The organism is Paenibacillus montaniterrae, from assembly GCF_018403185.1.
Taxonomy (GTDB): Bacteria; Bacillota; Bacilli; order Paenibacillales; family Paenibacillaceae; genus Pristimantibacillus; species Pristimantibacillus montaniterrae.
Genome location: NZ_BOSE01000017.1, coordinates 44,783 through 62,368, shown reverse-complemented (window position 1 = coordinate 62,368; position 17,586 = coordinate 44,783). Strand labels below are relative to the sequence as shown.

19 protein-coding genes are annotated in these 17,586 nt (G+C 46.6%); all 19 read right to left on the bottom strand.

Annotation, left to right across the window (positions count from 1 at the left end; genetic code table 11):
- Positions 1-369 precede the first annotated feature (369 nt).
- On the bottom strand, positions 370-1,167 hold the full coding sequence (locus KJS52_RS26495; RefSeq protein WP_246563956.1) for a zf-HC2 domain-containing protein: 798 nt from the start codon (positions 1,165-1,167) through the stop codon (positions 370-372).
- A 1-nt stretch (position 1,168) separates the two neighbouring features.
- Entirely contained in the window at positions 1,169-1,651 is a 483-nt protein-coding gene (locus tag KJS52_RS26490) for an RNA polymerase sigma factor (protein WP_281425716.1), read from the bottom strand.
- A gap of 156 nt (positions 1,652-1,807) precedes the next feature.
- Entirely contained in the window at positions 1,808-3,307 is a 1,500-nt protein-coding gene (gene lysS / locus KJS52_RS26485) for a lysine--tRNA ligase (RefSeq protein ID WP_213520561.1), read from the bottom strand.
- Positions 3,308-3,376: 69 nt separating this feature from the next.
- Positions 3,377-3,853 (bottom strand): transcription elongation factor GreA, encoded by a 477-nt coding sequence (greA, locus tag KJS52_RS26480; protein ID WP_213520559.1) that lies wholly within the window; start codon positions 3,851-3,853, stop codon positions 3,377-3,379.
- A gap of 225 nt (positions 3,854-4,078) precedes the next feature.
- Positions 4,079-5,074, bottom strand: coding sequence for a tRNA dihydrouridine synthase DusB (gene dusB, locus KJS52_RS26475; protein ID WP_213520557.1), 996 nt, complete (start codon positions 5,072-5,074; stop codon positions 4,079-4,081).
- A 6-nt stretch (positions 5,075-5,080) separates the two neighbouring features.
- The gene (locus KJS52_RS26470) at positions 5,081-5,293 is read right to left on the bottom strand and encodes a helix-turn-helix domain-containing protein (protein WP_213520555.1); all 213 of its coding nucleotides are present in this window, start codon (positions 5,291-5,293) and stop codon (positions 5,081-5,083) included.
- Positions 5,263-5,787: a 2-amino-4-hydroxy-6-hydroxymethyldihydropteridine diphosphokinase gene (gene folK / locus KJS52_RS26465; RefSeq protein ID WP_213520553.1), complete on the bottom strand. Its 525-nt coding sequence runs from the start codon at positions 5,785-5,787 to the stop codon at positions 5,263-5,265. Before folK ends, KJS52_RS26470 begins: the two co-directional genes overlap by 31 nt.
- A complete protein-coding gene (gene folB / locus KJS52_RS26460) occupies positions 5,780-6,151 on the bottom strand; it encodes a dihydroneopterin aldolase (RefSeq protein WP_213520552.1) in 372 nt (123 codons plus the stop codon). The genes folK and folB overlap by 8 nt, the downstream gene beginning before the upstream one ends.
- The gene (folP, locus tag KJS52_RS26455; RefSeq protein WP_213520549.1) at positions 6,144-7,013 is read right to left on the bottom strand and encodes a dihydropteroate synthase; all 870 of its coding nucleotides are present in this window, start codon (positions 7,011-7,013) and stop codon (positions 6,144-6,146) included. Before folP ends, folB begins: the two co-directional genes overlap by 8 nt.
- 36 nt (positions 7,014-7,049) lie before the next feature.
- Positions 7,050-7,940, bottom strand: a complete 891-nt coding sequence (gene pabC / locus KJS52_RS26450; protein ID WP_213520547.1) for an aminodeoxychorismate lyase — start codon at positions 7,938-7,940, stop codon at positions 7,050-7,052.
- 22 nt (positions 7,941-7,962) lie between these two features.
- Positions 7,963-8,541 carry an aminodeoxychorismate/anthranilate synthase component II gene (gene pabA / locus KJS52_RS26445; protein ID WP_213520545.1) on the bottom strand — a complete coding sequence of 193 codons (579 nt, stop codon included), beginning with the start codon at positions 8,539-8,541 and terminating at the stop codon, positions 7,963-7,965.
- 20 nt (positions 8,542-8,561) lie between these two features.
- Positions 8,562-10,133: an anthranilate synthase component I family protein gene (locus KJS52_RS26440; RefSeq protein WP_213520543.1), complete on the bottom strand. Its 1,572-nt coding sequence runs from the start codon at positions 10,131-10,133 to the stop codon at positions 8,562-8,564.
- A 163-nt stretch (positions 10,134-10,296) separates the two neighbouring features.
- Positions 10,297-11,235, bottom strand: a complete 939-nt coding sequence (cysK, locus tag KJS52_RS26435) for a cysteine synthase A (protein ID WP_213520541.1) — start codon at positions 11,233-11,235, stop codon at positions 10,297-10,299.
- A gap of 114 nt (positions 11,236-11,349) precedes the next feature.
- Positions 11,350-12,297 (bottom strand): peptidylprolyl isomerase, encoded by a 948-nt coding sequence (locus KJS52_RS26430; protein ID WP_213520539.1) that lies wholly within the window; start codon positions 12,295-12,297, stop codon positions 11,350-11,352.
- Between the two features lie 16 nt (positions 12,298-12,313).
- The gene (gene hslO / locus KJS52_RS26425; RefSeq protein WP_246563954.1) at positions 12,314-13,204 is read right to left on the bottom strand and encodes an Hsp33 family molecular chaperone HslO; all 891 of its coding nucleotides are present in this window, start codon (positions 13,202-13,204) and stop codon (positions 12,314-12,316) included.
- A 4-nt stretch (positions 13,205-13,208) separates the two neighbouring features.
- Positions 13,209-13,976, bottom strand: a complete 768-nt coding sequence (locus KJS52_RS26420) for a type III pantothenate kinase (RefSeq protein ID WP_213520535.1) — start codon at positions 13,974-13,976, stop codon at positions 13,209-13,211.
- Positions 13,973-14,857: a carboxylating nicotinate-nucleotide diphosphorylase gene (gene nadC, locus KJS52_RS26415; protein ID WP_213520533.1), complete on the bottom strand. Its 885-nt coding sequence runs from the start codon at positions 14,855-14,857 to the stop codon at positions 13,973-13,975. Before nadC ends, KJS52_RS26420 begins: the two co-directional genes overlap by 4 nt.
- On the bottom strand, positions 14,850-16,463 hold the full coding sequence (gene nadB / locus KJS52_RS26410; RefSeq protein WP_213520531.1) for an L-aspartate oxidase: 1,614 nt from the start codon (positions 16,461-16,463) through the stop codon (positions 14,850-14,852). Before nadB ends, nadC begins: the two co-directional genes overlap by 8 nt.
- Positions 16,464-16,508: 45 nt before the next feature.
- A complete protein-coding gene (gene nadA, locus KJS52_RS26405) occupies positions 16,509-17,447 on the bottom strand; it encodes a quinolinate synthase NadA (RefSeq protein WP_213520529.1) in 939 nt (312 codons plus the stop codon).
- Positions 17,448-17,586: the final 139 nt, after the last annotated feature.

The window sequence follows — 17,586 nt, the reverse complement described above, 5'->3', positions numbered from 1 at the left end:
GGATCAAACTCTCCATGAAAGTTTGTCTTGCTCATTGTATTTCGCTTTTATCAATGTTGACCGACGGGGCGGCAACATTGATGGCAGTTCTTACTCGTTGTTCAGTTTTCAAGGATCAATTTCTTTTTCCTCGTCACCAGCAATCTCTCGCGGCGACAAGAAATAATATACCACGAACGCCTAACTAATTGCAACCCTTTTTTAAAACTTTTTTATATTGTTTTTAATTTACCTCTTTTCTCTCATCTATAGATATACGAAAAGGACGTCCCCTTATTTAGGTTCGTCCTTCAAATGATCATGTAATCGCTGTAAAGCTTTGTGGCAGAATCATCCGTTTTCCAGCAGCTATTACAGGAAACGTTATGCCTAATCTGCCTGTTCACCAGGAATTTGCTTCTCTGTCTGTTCATCGTCAAACCAATATCTTTCCAGCTCTTCACTTGCCATAGGCAGCTCCATTCCTTGTTTCCAAATTAGAATAGAGTTTTCTTCTGTTCCATAATACACTGCTTTAAGCTCTGATCCTGATTGCTTGAAAAGACTGTTAGTTCCCGTAATATCAAATGGAATGGAATTATTGAGGTGTTCGTTGTTCAAATCAAGAAGGCTTACATCAATGATACCAATAGTGTTAAGGTCAATCCGATGCAAAAAGTTATGAAGCCCGTACTCCAGCTTCGCTTTCTTTTTAATTAGCGGACGATAGCCTTGCACGTAAGCATTGCCCTGCTCATCATACGTTTGCTTCATCACACTTAGCTCATAGCCATCTGTTGCCTTCAACCGATATGAAATTGAACCGTCGGAAAGCTGATATACTTGACTGACTTCAAAGTTTTGTGCAGGAACAGCGACTATCTTCCATTCAGCTAAAACCATATATAACGCTATGATTGCAGCAAAAGAAACAGTAGCAGCGACTATTCCCTTAATCCAAGCAAACAGTCTCGTTTTATGCCATGCTTTAGCAAGCGATTGGATGACCTGAATATCCTGCATTTGAGCTTCATCCACTTGAGGCAGCAGCGTCACCTTCATTGTTGCTAGCTGCTCTCGACAATCATCACAAGTTTGCAGATGCTCCTCCACTAATTGTCTGCTTTGTTCACTGCATGCATCATCTACATATAAAGGCAATAAATCCTGCACTACACTGCACGGCACTTTAGTCAATGCTGCCATCCTCCTTTAGCTTCTTATGGATCATCTGCTTAGCGCGATAAAATGTCACTCTCGCCCAGCTCTCTGTCTTTTCAAACAATTGACTAATTTCAGCGAAGGAAAGCTCGCCAAATATTCTAAGTGTAAATACCTCTTTGTAAGGCTCCTTCATCCTATGTAAAACTTTATGGATTCGGAGAGCATCTTCCTTATTAGCTAAAGCTTCGTCGAGCGGTTGCTCCAAACTACGCTGCTTATGCTCCAGTTCCGTCCATCGGCTAAACCTGGCTTGCTTCGATTGATATGTGTAGAAGGTGTTTTTAGCAATTTGACAAAGCCAAACCTTCATTTGACATTTGCCTTGATAGGAATCAATATGTTTTAACGCTTTAAGAAAGGTTTCTTGGGTAATTTCCTCTGCCACGCTCTCGTTTCCACATAATGAATAGATAAAGCGATACACATCTTTAAAATACTGCTCGTAAATAAATTTAAAATCAGTCAGCTGCTCTCCTCCTTCCTATTCCATAAGACTAAGCAGAGTTGATTTCGTTACAACTAATTACAAAAAAATCGGCCCTGCCATCGCAGCAAACGATGTCAGGGCCGATTTATCAACTGTACGGCTGATCCAGCAGCCTCATTATCTCATATGTGGGAATAGCAGCACATCGCGAATCGATGCTGAATCTGTCAGCAGCATAACAAGACGATCAATACCGATGCCCAGACCACCAGTTGGCGGCATACCGTACTCTAGCGCACGCAAGAAATCATCATCCATCTCATGTGCCTCATCATTGCCTTGCTCACGCTCTGTTAACTGAGCTTCAAAACGCTCACGCTGATCAATTGGATCATTAAGCTCTGTAAATGCGTTGGCATGCTCGCGAGCTACAATAAACAGCTCGAAGCGATCCGTAAAGCGCGGGTCTACATCGCTTTTCTTGGCAAGCGGCGAAATCGCTACAGGGTGACCGGTTACAAATGTAGGCTGAATTAACGTATGCTCGCAAAATTGCTCGAAAAACGCATTAACGATATGTCCGAAGGTCATATGCGGCTCAACTGGCACATTGTGCTGCTTGGCCAGAGCATGAGCCTCCTCATCGCTCATTTGCACACTAAAGTCTACACCTGTTGTTTCCTTAACCAGATCAACCATGCTTACGCGACGCCACGATGGCGTTAGATCTACTTCTACCCCTTGATACTCAATTTTTGTCGTACCAAGCACCTCTTGTGCAATATGTGCAATCATGTTTTCTGTAAGAGCCATAATATCCTTGTAATCCGCATATGCCTCATACAGCTCAATCATCGTAAATTCCGGGTTGTGGCGAGTCGACATTCCTTCATTGCGATAAACGCGTCCAATCTCGTACACCTTCTCCAAACCGCCAACAATCAATCGTTTCAAATGCAGCTCAATCGCGATACGCATATAAAGCTGCATGTCCAATGCATTATGGTGGGTTACAAATGGACGGGCAGCCGCTCCGCCTGCAATCGAATGCAGGGTTGGCGTTTCGACTTCCAAATAGCCTAATCCATCCAGATAACGGCGCATCGATTGAATAATTTTTGAACGCAAAATAAACGTTTGCTGTACCTCAGGGTTCACAATCAAATCGACATAGCGCTGACGATAGCGCAGCTCAACATCCTTCAAGCCATGATGCTTGTCAGGCAGCGGCAATAACGATTTGGATAAAACCTCGAGCTCAAGAACTTTAACAGACACTTCACCAGTATTCGTTTTGAATACCGTTCCTCTTACACCGACAATATCGCCAATATCGAGCATTTCGAATGCTGCAAATTGATTCGCTTCCACTGTATCCTTGCGAACATAGATTTGAATACGGCCAGACAAATCCTGAATATGAGCAAAAATCGCTTTGCCCATGCCGCGCTTTTGCATGATGCGTCCAGCCAAACTGACTGACACATTCATTTCTTCAAGCGCAGGCTTGTCCACCTCAGCGTAAGCGTCAAGCAAATCCTTGGCATTATTCGCACGCTCGAATTTGCCGCCAAACGGATCAATGCCCAGCTCCTTCAAGGAATCCAGCTTGTCACGACGAATTTGCAGCAATTCACTAAGCTCTTGCGTATTGTTGTCTTGTTCCAATTTCCTCATCTCCTCAAAGCTTGCGGTAAACGCTCAAAAAGCTTCCTTAGGGAAGCTTTCTCTTGAACTCATTATACCTTATTTTTTTATATCTACAATTTTATATTGAATATTGCCAGCAGGAACGTTAACTTCTACAACGGTTCCTTTCTTCATGCCTAGAATCGCCTTGCCTAACGGACTTTCGTTAGAAATTTTGTTTTCAAACGGGTTGGATTCTGCAGTACCGACAATGGTGTAATCTACGCGATCGCCAAATTCCAAATCTTCCACAGTAACTGTGCAGCCTACGCTGACAGTGTCAACATCGATTTCATCGTTGTTAATAATTCTAGCATTGCGCAGCATTTTTTCTAACGTAATAATACGACCTTCGATAAATGCCTGTTCGTTTTTCGCGTCTTCATACTCTGAGTTTTCACTAATGTCTCCGTAGCCAATTGCGATTTTAATACGTTCAGCTACTTCACGACGCTTGACAGACTTCAGGTTTTCTAATTCTTCTTCATACTTCTTCAAACCGTCTTGAGTAAGAATTGTTTCCTTATCATTCATCTTTCCAAGTCCCCTGTCATGTGACTTATTTTCATACCATGTATGAATTCACTGTTAATTAATATATTACGGAAATGTTTGAACATGCCCATTGAAGTGTATACGCTATTACGATTTATATTGCAAGATTATATTGCATAAAAGAATGAAATGTCAATGTGATGAAAAAAAACAGTTAAATATCCTGCATTATCCAATTTGAACCGATCATTTCTTTATGCAATGTTAGGCTAGCGCCAGCTCTTCGCTTTGATCCAATGAAGCAATGTAGTACTTCAAAATTTCCACCAGACCATCACGGCTCGTTTCATCCATAATCTTATCCTTAATGCGAGCTGCGCCTGGCAAGCCCTTCAGATACCAGGCCATATGCTTTCTCATTTCACGGACGGCAACCTGTTCATTGCGCAGTGCAATGAGTCGATCCATATGAAGAATCGCCACTTTCATTTTCTCTTCCGGCGTTGGATCGCTTGGCAAATTGCCCGTCGTTAAATATTCAATTGTCCGGTAAAGCATCCACGGATTGCCGAGAGCGCCGCGCCCAATCATAACGCCGTCTACACCCGTTTCATCCAGCATGCGTCGAGCATCCTCCGGCTCGAACACATCACCATTGCCGATTACAGGAATCGAGACCGCTTCCTTCACCTGCTTAATCATGCTCCAATCCGCTTTGCCTGTGTAAAGCTGCTCGCGAGTACGCCCATGTACACTAACGGCACTTCCTCCAGCACGCTCAACAGCCTGCGCATTTTCGACAGCATAAATATGCTCACTATCCCAGCCGATCCGCATTTTAACCGTTACAGGCTTTTCAACTGCATCAACGACAGCAGAAACCATTTCGTATATTTTATTCGGATCAAGCAGCCAGCGTGCACCTGCATCGCATTTTGTTACCTTTGGTACAGGACAGCCCATGTTAATGTCGATAATATCTGCATTCGTTTGCTTATCGACAACCTTGGCTGCTTCAACCAACGATTCACGGTCGCCGCCAAAAATTTGCAGGCTAAGCGGCTTTTCACGCTCATCGACGAACAGCATTTCCATAGTTCGTTTGTTGCCATGCAAAATTGCCTTGTCGCTTACCATTTCAGCACAAACAAGCCCTGCTCCGAATTCCTTGGCAATAAGCCGAAATGCCGGATTGCACACGCCTGCCATCGGCGCAAGCACAACCTGATTTTTCATCTCGATGTCTCCGATTTTCAACATGCTTATTCACTCCTCTCTTATAGAAATTAATTCTTCATAGCTAATGTCCAGTTTATTTGCAATAAGCTTTAACAGCTTGGGGTCATTTTTTCTCGTTCCGCGCTCCAATGAACCAAGCACGGCAACTGATATGCCTAGCTCTTCAGCAAGCTCGACTTGAGTGTAGCCCTTTAATTTGCGAAATGCTCTCACACGTTGGGCCAACTGATCGTTTTCCATAGCGTAATGCCTTCCTTTCTCGATTGCAGTGCCTCCTCGACAACAGGCTTAATCTGATGATAAAGCTCGTGCTCTGCAGCAAGCACATCATGGAGAGGAACAAGCACAAACGCTCGCTCCATCATTCTAGGGTGCGGCAAAATTAACAACTCTGTCTCCAAGTTAATATTATGATACATTAACAGGTCCAAATCAATTGTACGTGGACCCCAGCGAATATCGCGAACTCTGCCGAGCTGCTGTTCAATCGCAAGCTGCTGAAGCAGCAATTGCTCAGGAGAAAGCGTCGTCTTAACCTGAACAGCCATATTCAAAAAAGCATCCTGGTCAGTATAGCCAACAGGATCTGTTTCATATATGGACGAAACAGCAGTTACTACAATCTCATTGTTGGCGTCAAGCGCCTTAATAGCCGCAAGCAGCCACTGCTCACGGTCTCCCATATTGGAACCAAGCGCGATATAAGCGATTTGCTCATTTGTAGTGTTAGACATAATCCGCTCTCTTTCTATGCATTTCAATCGTCACGCCGTCAAAGTGGACATCAAAGGGCGGATGCGGCTTCGTTACCCGAACAGTAACTTCATTCACCATAGTATAATGCTCCAGCACGCGCGATGCAACATGAGCGGTCAACGCTTCTATCAGCTTGAAGGGCGGACCTTCAACAATTGATTTAACAAATGCATGCAGCTCCGAATAATCAAGCGCATGCGCCAGCTCATCCGTTTTCCCTGCCTCACTCATATCCATCGCCAGCTCCAAATCGACGTAAAACTGCTGGCCCAAACGGTTTTCCTCCGGGAATACGCCATGGTAGCCGAAAAAGCGCATTCCCTTTAAGATCATCTTATCCATGTGCAGGCTCCTTCTCATTCGATCGACGATATAATATGGCATCAGCAAGTGTGGCTGCCTTTTTCATCGCTTTTACATCATGTACGCGCAAAATTTGACAGCCTTGTGCAATTCCGACAATATTCGACGCCAGTGTACCCTCTCCTGCTTCTGCCGCTTCTACTTGCAGCGTATCGCGAATGAATCGCTTGCGCGACGTTCCAAGCAATACAGGAAAGCCAAGACGATGAATGCGATCCAAATGGGCATGCACCAGCAGATTCTGCTCGTAATTTTTGGCGAAACCAATGCCGGGATCAAGCCAAATGTTTTCATGCTTGACTCCAGCCGCTAGCGCGAGCTCAACGCTGCGCTGCAAATCATCGATCACATCCTGCACAACATCGGTATACGGTTGCTCCGAACGACGATTGTGACTAACAATTACCGGGCAATGATGCGCTGCTGCAACCTGAGCCATTTGTCCATCGTGCTGCAAGCTCCATATATCATTGATCATATGGGCGCCAGCATCCAGCGCTTTCGCCGCTGTCGCTGACTTGTAGGTATCAATCGACAGCGGAATATGTGGAAATTCCCTTTTTATCGCTTTAATAACAGGCAAAATCCGCTCCAGCTCCTGCTCCACGGTAATCGGTGTGAAGCCGGGCCTTGTCGATTCGCCGCCAATATCGATTATATCAGCGCCCTCTTCTATTAATTGCGCCGCATGATCAAGCGCTTTGTCAAGCGAGTTATGCTGTCCGCCATCTGAAAATGAATCGGGCGTAACATTCAATATTCCCATAATCAATGTGCGCTCGCCCAACTCAAGACCCACACCATCAGCTAACGAATAGCTGCGCTTGTAAAATTGATTCATGTGCGCTCACCTCGACTATTTACGACAAATTTCATGTCAATTCGCTACTTTCACAGTTTCCGTTCGATAGGCAGCTGCCAGCTGCTCGCAAACAGGCCCAGCCGTTCCATTGGAAACGAGCAACCGATTGCCTTCCAGATCAATCAAGGTTGTAATTGGCACCAGCTCCTGAATGGAATTCGTCATCCATATTTCCGAGCTTTGCGCCAAAAAGGAAAAGTCGTATTTTCCTTCCTCGATGCTGAACCCAAGCTGACCAGCCAGCTCGATTACAAACTGCCGGGTTATGCCTGGCAAAATGCCCGTACTTAAATGAGGCGTATATAAGCAATTGCCATGGACAAAAAACAGATTGCTAACGATGCCTTCCGCCAAAACATGCTGCTCGTTCAGCATTAAGCCTTCCGCTCCCGCCATTGTGCGTTCGCCTAAACTTAACAGCTCGCGCTTAGCTATTATATTGTTCATATAATGCAGCGATTTAAACCGATAAGCGCCTTCCGGCGTATTGCGCTTCGTATGCAAAAGCTGCAGCGGCTTCCCTTGCCGCCAGCTTTCCAAGGTTGGGCTGGCAACGCTTTTTACCATAATTACAATTGTAGGCTGAGCATAATCGCCTGCCGGCAGGCCAAGCTCTGCCACACCGCCGCTAACGGTCAGCCGCACATAGCCTTCTGCTAAATGATTTAACAGCAAAAGCTCGCTTACAATGCGCTGTACATGCTCCGGCTCCATATTAAACTCAATTCCAAGCTGTTTGCAGCTTTCTGAAAGCCGCTGCATATGCCGCTCCAGCAAGAAGCATTTACCTTGGTAGGTGCGGAAGGTTTCAAACAGACCTAAACCGTATAAAAAGCCATGGTCGTATACCGAGACCACGGCTTCCTCTGCATTCATCATTTGTCCATTCACATAAACGATACTCATCACGAGCCTCCATGCTTGGCCATTAAGCCTGAGCTGCGCGCAGCTTCAAGAAATTTTCCAGCATGCGCAAGCCATGCTCTGTAATAATGGACTCTGGATGAAATTGCAAGCCTTCAATCGGATACTCCTTATGACGCAAGCCCATAATTTCGCCCGTTTCCGTTTCAGCTGTAATCTCCAAACAATCAGGCAACGTTTCGCGGCTCACGATTAAAGAATGATAGCGCGTTGCTGTTAATGGCGATGGCAAGCCCTCGAATACACCTTTGCCATCGTGAATAATTTGCGAGGTTTTACCGTGCATCAGCTGCTCTGCACGTATAACGTCGCCCCCGAAAGCTTGACCAATAGATTGATGTCCCAGACAAATGCCGATAATCGGAATTTTCCCTTTAAAGTGTTCAATCGTCTCCAGACTAATCCCCGCTTCATTAGGTGAGCACGGCCCCGGTGAGATCATAATATGGTCTGGTGCAAGCTCCTCAATGCCCGCCATATCAATTTCATCATTGCGCTTGACGATGATTTCCTGTCCCAGTTGACCTAAATATTGCACTAAATTGTACGTAAATGAATCATAGTTGTCGATTACAAGGATCATAGGAATCTCCCTTTCCATTATTATGAATGATAGGTTTCGCTATATTGAATCGCCTTCCACAACGCCTTCGCCTTGCTGAGCGATTCATAATATTCTCGCACAGGGTCAGAATCAATGACGATGCCTGCTCCTGCCTGAATATGTACTTGATTGTCCGCCACTACCATCGTGCGGATAATAATATTAAAGTCCATGTCGCCATTGTAATCGATCCAGCCAAGCGAGCCTGTATACGGCCCGCGGCATACCGGCTCTAGCTCTTCAATAATTTCCATCGTACGAATTTTCGGGGCTCCCGTTATCGTCCCGCCCGGAAATGTAGCTGCTATTACATCAAAGTTGTCCTTGCCTTCTGCCAGCTGCCCTTCGATTTGCGATACAAGATGCATCACATGAGAATAGCGCTCGATGACCATAAGCTCTGCTACGTTAACGGTCCCGTAGGCCGATACTCTTCCAAGATCATTACGTTCCAGATCAACAAGCATAATATGCTCAGCTTTTTCCTTTTCGTTGCTGAGCAGCTCCTCGACAAACAGCGCCTCCTCTTCTTCCGTACGGCCACGGCGTCTCGTACCGGCAATCGGCCTCGTTGCCAGTCTGCCGTTCACCTGCTCAACGAGCAGTTCCGGAGATGCTGATACGAGCTGAAAATGCGGCGTTGTAATGAAGCCCATATAAGGCGATGGATTAAACAGCCTTAGCCACTCATACAGCTCTGCTGGCGGGCTGGAAAGCGGCTTGCTTTGCCGCTGCGACAAATTGACTTGAAACACATCCCCAGCCGCAATATACGCCTTAATCCGCTCTACCGCTGCAATAAAAGCATCCTTCGCAAATGGCGAGCTTAAGCCCTGCAGCTCCTCTATATTAATATGCAAACTTTCCGATTCAATAAAGGCCAGCTTTTGCAGCCGCTCCTTTTCGGCTGCAGTACGCTGCTGCTCGCCTTCAAACCAGGTCAGCCAGTAGTCCGCCATGCTTTCAGCATGGCCAGCAGCCCGTTCAAAGCAAGCCCGCAGCTGCTGCTCGCTCCAATCAGCCTCTATCTGGCGATGGGAGATGCAGTAGACGGCCTGCTCCTTGTGATCAAGCACCCAAACCTCATCCATGCGCATGAACAAGTAATCCGGCACGGTCAGATCGCGCCGAGCAAGCTGAGGCAGCCGTTCTATTGTACGAATAACATCATAGCCCCAGAAGCCAACGCAGCCGCCAGAAAACTTTGGCGCACCCGGCACTCTTGGACTGACATAAGGCTTCATCCAGGCTCGCACCACATCAAGAGGCTTGCCGCTAAGCTGCCGCCATGGCTGAGCCTGATCGCCGTCCTCTATATAATCCATGCACTGTGCCTGATCGCCGGTGCCATAGATGACACTTTGCGGTGACAAGCCGAGATAGGTATATCGGCCAACCTTGCCGCTTTCAAGCACAAATGCGTATGGCGACGCGTCCTGCCATGCTTCCGTCCATGCAGCGACATAGCCATACTCTGCAAAATCAAGCTCCAGCTTCTTTATATAAGGGAGGATGGTGTAGCATCCGTCACGATGCCATTGCTGCCACGCTTCCCAAGACGTCAACTTCATAGTGATCCTCCGATCTTGCTACTTTCGCCTAGTATACAAAACTGATCAGAAAAAATAAAGCTTAATATCCGGTGAGCTTATTATAGCAGCAATAATGCCAATAAAAAAAGTAGAGGAGCACCATAAAAGCATGGCATTCCTCTACTGGACGTTACATGTTTAATTAGTTTTCAAAGTTGAAAAGAGGCGTGCTCAGATAGCGCTCACCGTTACTTGGAACAACCGCAATCACACGTTTGCCAGCGCCAAGCTCTTTTGCGACTTTAAGTGCAGCAGAGATCGCAGCACCAGAAGAAATACCGCAAAGGATACCTTCCTCTTTCGCAGCGCGACGCGCATATTCAAATGCTTCCTCGTTTTCAATTGTAATGACTTGATCGTAGATTTCACGGTTCAAAATGTCAGGGACAAAGTTCGCACCAATCCCTTGTATTTTATGAGGACCAGGGTTGCCGCCAGATAGCAATGGAGATGCTGCTGGTTCAACTGCATATATTTTAATACCTGGGAAAGCTTCCTTCAGCACTTCGCCAGCGCCTGTAATTGTACCGCCAGTACCAATACCTGCAACGAATGCATCAAGCTTGCCGTCCAATGAATTGATTGCTTCAACAATTTCCGGACCTGTTGTTTCACGGTGAACTTTAACGTTCGCCTGATTTTTAAATTGCTGCGGCATAAAGTAGCCAGGATTTTCTGCTACCAATTCCTCAGCTTTGCGAACCGCGCCGTTCATGCCTTCAGAACCAGGAGTTAGAACAAGGTTGGCACCGTATGCACGAAGCAGGTTACGACGCTCAATACTCATTGTTTCTGGCATAACTAGAATTGCATTGTAGCCTTTTGCAGCAGCTACCAGCGCAAGACCAATACCAGTGTTACCGCTTGTAGGCTCAACAATTGTATCGCCCGGCTTAATTAAGCCTTGCTCCTCAGCAACCTCGATCATGCTGATCGCGATACGGTCTTTAACACTCGCACCTGGATTTTGATATTCAAGTTTAACGTATATTTCTGCGCTGCCTTCTGGAACCAAACGATTTAAACGCACTAATGGTGTATCACCGATAAGTTCTGTTACGCTCTGTACAATTCTTGCCATGGGAATGAATCCTCCTTATTCCGACTAATTTAGTTGGCTTTGATACTAATATCTTATCAACTTAAAACCTAGTTTGTCAATATGAATATACAAACATTTGGAATAAATGTGCAATTATTTACGGATGACGGTAACATAATGATTAAGCAGCTGCTGCTTTACTTCCGACAGTGGACCTACCTGCTGCAAGGCAAGCTGAAGCCTTGCCCATTCCCTTAGCTCCGCTTCCGATCTCGCTGCTTCCGTTTTCCTGCCCAGCAATCTGATGATTGCGTAGCCGTCCTCGGTTTCGATTGGCCCTGAGATCGTTCCGACCTCCATTTGCTCTGCTTCCGTCAGCATGCCTCTATCATAAAAAGGATCATCGCTTTCGATCTCGCCCAGGCTGCCACCGTGAGCCGCACTGTATGGATCAATCGAATGCTCTATTGCCATTTCGGCAAATTCTGCTCCTTCACTTAGCTCATTTACAATCTGTAACGCTTCATCATAAGTATCGCTTAAAATCCAGCTAAGCGTAAGCTTTTGCTTCGGCTCAAGCTCAGCTTGCTTTTCCACTAAAAAGGCATTGATCTGCTCATCGCTGACCGCAACATCATGCGTCGCTATTTTAATAAGCAACGCATGATCTCGAATATCGGACATGACACGCTTTTGCGATAAGCCAAACTGATTTTTCATCATTTCAAAATATTGCTCTTCACTTTCGTAGCCGCTAATCGCCTCGGCAAGCGCCTGGCTCAGCTCATCAGCTGAAAGTGCAATTCCTTTTTCTTCTGCTGCCATTTGGATCGCTTGATGAACAAGCATTTGCTCTAATGTTTGATCACCATACAGCTCAAGCAGCTCCTCTATCAGCTGCTGCCGCAAAATTTCCTTATCGGCAATAACGGCAACAACCTCGTCGTCGGCATGGCCTTCGCCCTGCAGCTGATTCGCCGCTCCACTTTTGCCGCTGCCCGCAAAATAAGGCAAGTAGTGCCATACCACTACCGCAGCAAGAGCAACCATTCCAATGGCTTGAACAATTACAACCACCTTTAACCAGTCATATTTCTTCATTTCGGTCAATCCTTAATTAATGTGCTGCTTGATCGCGTAGTTGTTCTAATTGCTCTTTATCAAAATGATATTTTTCATTGCAGTAATGGCATACGAGCTCAGCCTGACCATCTTCATCAATAATTTCTTGCAGCTCCTCTGCGCCGATGCTTAGCAATGTTGCACTTACTCTTTCCCGAGAGCACTTGCATTGGAAGTGCAGCTCCATCTCATCATGTATCACATAATCATCGCCTACTAGCCACTTGATCATATCCTCAGGCGTCTCGCCTTGATCGAGCAAGCTCGTTACCGGCGGCAGTGCGGCTACTGCATTTTCCAGCCGAGTCAGCTCATCATCGGTCAAACCTGGCAGCACTTGCACAATCAATCCGCCAGCATGCAGAACAGAATGATCAACATCTACAAGCACGCCAACCCCAACAGCCGACGGTGTTTGCTCTGATACGGTAAAGTAATACGTAAAGTCCTCGCCAAGCTCGCCGGAAATAATCGGCACACTGCCACGATAAGGCTCCTTCAATCCCAAATCCTTCGTTACATAGATGTTGCCCGTAGTGCCTACCGCACCAGCTACATCAAGCTTGCCCTGCTCATTGCTGGCATGATGCGCCTGCGGATGATCGACGTAGCCGCGAATTTCACCATCAGCATTAGCGTCGACCACGATTTGCCCAATTGGTCCATCCCCTTTAACCTGTATCGTCAATCGTTCATTGCCCTTCAGCATTGCGCCCATCATGGCTGCTACAGCTGTTGTCCGTCCAAGTGCCGCTGTTGCTGTCGGAAACATATCATGGCGCCGACGCATTTCTTCTACAAGGTTAGTAATACGTGTGGAAAAGATACGCAGCTTGCCGCCCCATGCGGTGCCACGCACTAATATATCCTTTAGTTGCTCTGCCATTTCATCACTCCTGATTTCGTTCATATATAATACGCAGACCTTCCAATGTCAGCATTGAGTCTATCACCTCAATGGTTTCCGATTCTGTAAAAATCAACTCGGCCAGTCCGCCCGTAGCGATGACGCGCGGCTGCACCTTAAATTCCTTCTTGATGCGATTGACGATACCATCAACCTGCCCGACATAGCCGTAAATAATACCTGCCTGCATGGACGCAACAGAATTGCGACCTACTACGCTTTTAGGCTTAACCAGCTCGATGCGCGGCAGCTTGGCTGCCCGCTGATAGAGCGCTTCTGTAGAAATGCCGATTCCTGGCACAATAGCGCCGCCTAAATAATTGGCATCGCCGTCAATATAATCAAATGTTGTCGCCGTGCCAAAATCGACTACGATTAATGGCGAGCCATATTTTTCAATAGCTGCAACAGAGTTGACGATACGATCGGCACCAACCTCGCGCGGGTTTTCATACCGAATGTTTAGCCCTGTTTTAATGCCAGGCCCAACTATGAGCGGAGCCTTTTGCAAATATTTCAAGCAAAGCTGCTCAAGCAAGCCCATTAACGGTGGAACAACCGAAGAGATTGCTACGCCTTCGATTTTATCGAGTCTAAGCCCTGCATATTGAAATAAATTGTGAATCATAATGCCGTATTCATCGACTGTACCTGATCGGTTGGTACTGATGCGCCAATGATGCAAAAGCTCTTTTTCTTGATATATACCAAGCACGATGTTCGTATTGCCGACATCAATAACCAAAATCATGCAGTTGTTCCACCCTTCTTCTCATTCAAGTCCAGGCTTATATCCAGTGCTTGAAAAGAATACGTTAGCGCTCCGACAGAAATAACATCGACACCAGCAGCCGCTTTCTCATAAATCGTCTCAAGCGTAATGCCGCCTGATGCTTCTACTATAACATGTGGAGATTGCGCTTTAATATACGCAACTGCTTCCGTCATCGCCGCCGTCGTCATATTGTCAAGCATAATAATATCAGCACCTGCAGCAAGCGCTTCTGTTATTTGCTCCATTGATTCCGTTTCTACCTCAATTTTCATCGTATGAGGAATCGCTTGGCGAGCAGCTTGAACTGCAGCGGTAATACCGCCTGCGCCTTTAATATGATTATCCTTGATCATTACGGCATCATACAAGCCAAAGCGATGATTATGTCCGCCGCCCACGCGTACCGCATATTTTTCCAGCAAACGGTGGCCTGGAGTCGTCTTTCTTGTATCAACGAGACGAGTAGGCAAGCCCTGCAATGCCTGTACATATTGATTGGTCTTGGTCGCAATGCCAGACAGGCGCTGCATCAAATTAAGCGCAAGCCGCTCGCCTGTAAGCAAGCTTCTTGTGCTGCCTTCAACCTCAATAATAACAGCACCCTTGTCTACCCGATCGCCGTCATGGACAAACGCCTTAAACTGCAAGGATTCATCTACGACTTGAAATACGAGCCGGGCAATCGGAATACCGGCAATAATGCCTGCTTCCTTCATATGAATGATCGCTTTCGCTTGCGAGCTGGCGGGAATGGTCGTTTCCGTCGTAATGTCGCCATTTCCGATATCCTCTGCCAGCCAGCTGCGTATTTGCTGCTTAAGCTCCTCAGCATAGCCGCCCGTTGTCCATTCAAACATATTCGATCCACTCCTCTAATTGCCCTTGATTGCGATTCAATACGGTGTGTCTGCTCCAATTCTCGTCATCACGCTGCGGGTGATCCTCACGATAATGACCGCCGCGACTTTCTTCGCGATACAGCGCAGAGGTTGTCGTCAGCAGTGCGCAGGTCAGCATATTGGCAAATTCGAACTCTTCTCGCTCCATCAGCACCGTATCAAAAATAGCGCGCTGGCGGTTCAATTCATCCAACCCTCGCTGCAGTCCTTGACGATTGCGCTTTAAGCCAACATAGCGCACCATAACCTTTTGCAGCTTAAGACGGCGCTCCACAAACGGCTGCATCGCATGAGGCTGACGCTCCGTTTTATATACGATATTCGGGATCTGCTCAACCGGGGTCAGGCTGGCAATGCGGTCCACGATGCGTTTGCCGAACACGATTGCCTCCGATAAAGAGTTGCTGGCCAGCCGATTCGCTCCATGCACGCCTGTTGAGGAAACCTCGCCACAAGCGAAAAGCCGTGAAATATTCGTCTCGCCATTCAAATCGGTCTGAACACCGCCCATTAAATAATGCATGGCAGGTGCAACCGGAATCCAATCAGTTGTCAGATCAAGCCCGTAATCAAGACAATACTTGTAAATCGTCGGGAAACGATGCTTAATCATATCCTCCGCTTCGTGGGTAATATCAATATAGACGAAGGTAGATTTCGTTTCCTCCATTTCGCTCACAATAGCGCGAGCAACGATGTCACGCGGCGCCAGCTCAAGCCGCTCATCATACTTCTCCATAAAGCGCTCGCCTTTAATATTACGCAAATACGCACCTTCTCCACGAACCGCTTCAGAAATGAGGAAGCGTGGAGCTCCTGGATAGCATAGCGCTGTTGGATGAAATTGCACGAACTCCATGTCGCGAATATTCGCACCGGCACGATACGCCATTGCTACGCCATCGCCAGTTGCTACCTCGGGGTTTGTCGTATAGCGATAGAGCTGGCCGGCACCACCAGAGCACAACACCGTTGCCTTGCCTCGCAAAAACAAGCGCTCGCCATTATTTTTTTGAACGATTGCGCCATAGCACACGTTGTTTTCAGTTACAAGATCAATGACAAAATGATTATCCCAAACCTCTATAGCAGGCGCTGCAATCGCCTTCTCAGAAAGCGCGCGCACGATCTCATAGCCAGTCGCATCGCCATTGGCGTGCAAGATGCGACGCTGGCTATGCGCACCTTCCTTGGTCAGCGCATATTCGCCATTTTCCGTGTCAAACTGTGTGCCAAGCTGGATCAGATGCTCCACTCCCATTGGCCCTTCATGCACCAGGACGTCTACAGCGTCGCGCTCGCACAGCCCTGCTCCTGCCATTAATGTATCGTGCAAATGGTACTCGGGGGAATCATCCTCTGATATAACAGCAGCTATTCCTCCCTGCGCGTAGCGTGTATTGCTGTCCAGCAGCGACTTTTTCGTTACCATGACAACTGAGGAGGTCTCGCTGGCGCGCAGCGCCGTAAACAATCCGGCAATACCTGCTCCTATGACGATAACATCGGTTTCTACAACTGGCAAAGCCTGAATATCAACATCCACTAAATATTTTGGAATCACGGTTGAACCCTCCATATATTCCCTGCAGAATAGGAATAACGCATGCTACTTTACAAGTAGCATGCGCTCCAATGATTGACGTGCCTGATCAGCAATATGAGGAGGCACATAAATTTGAGGCTGCATCGTTTCAAGACATTTGACCAGCTTTTTCAAATTATTCACTTTCATATTGGGGCATACAAGGTATTTGGATGCAAAGTGGAATTGTTTATTAGGACTGTCAAGACGAAGCTGATAGCCTGTTCCGTCCTCTGTGCCAACGATAAACTCCTGGCATGGAGATTCCTTGCAATATTTAATGATCGCCGTTGTGCTTCCAACAAAATCGCCCAATGCGACTACCTCAGGACGGCACTCAGGATGAACTACAAACTGCGCGTTCGGGTGCTTTGCTTTCATTTCCTCAACGTCTTTAACCGTTAGCATGTCATGCGTATTGCAATAGCCTTCCCAAATAATCATCTTTTTGTCGGTGTGCTGCTGAACATAATGCCCCAGGTTTTTGTCCGGAACCCAAATTACTTCATCGCTCTCAACTGAATTGACGACTTTAACAGCGTTCGCAGACGTACAGCAAATATCGGTTTCTGCTTTAACATCAGCAGAAGAGTTAATATAGGTTACAACCGTTGCATTCGGATGCTGTGCTTTCAGCTTGCGCAAGCCGTCTACGTTGACCATATCGGCCATCGGGCAGCCTGCACGTTCATCCGGAATAATAACTGTTTTGTTCGGAGCTAATATTTTTGCGCTTTCCCCCATAAAATGAACGCCACAAAAAACGATAACCTCAGCATCAGTCTGTGCAGCTTTTTGTGCCAGCAGGAATGAATCTCCACGGAAATCCGCTACCTCCTGAATTTCATCGCGCTGATAATAATGCGCCAAAACAATGGCGTTGCGCTCCTTCTTTAATTCCATCAGACGTTCCCGCAATTGGCGATTTTGCTCCTGCTTACGTTCAAGCGCTAAAGTTTCCACAATGATCCTCTCCTTAAGTATGCATTGAGTAAATCCTATCCTTGATTTACGACTTTGTGAAATCGTGCACTTACTAGTCAAGTCGCTGCCGAATAAATGAAATGATTGCGAACAATTTCTAAATGATTCAAGATTAAAT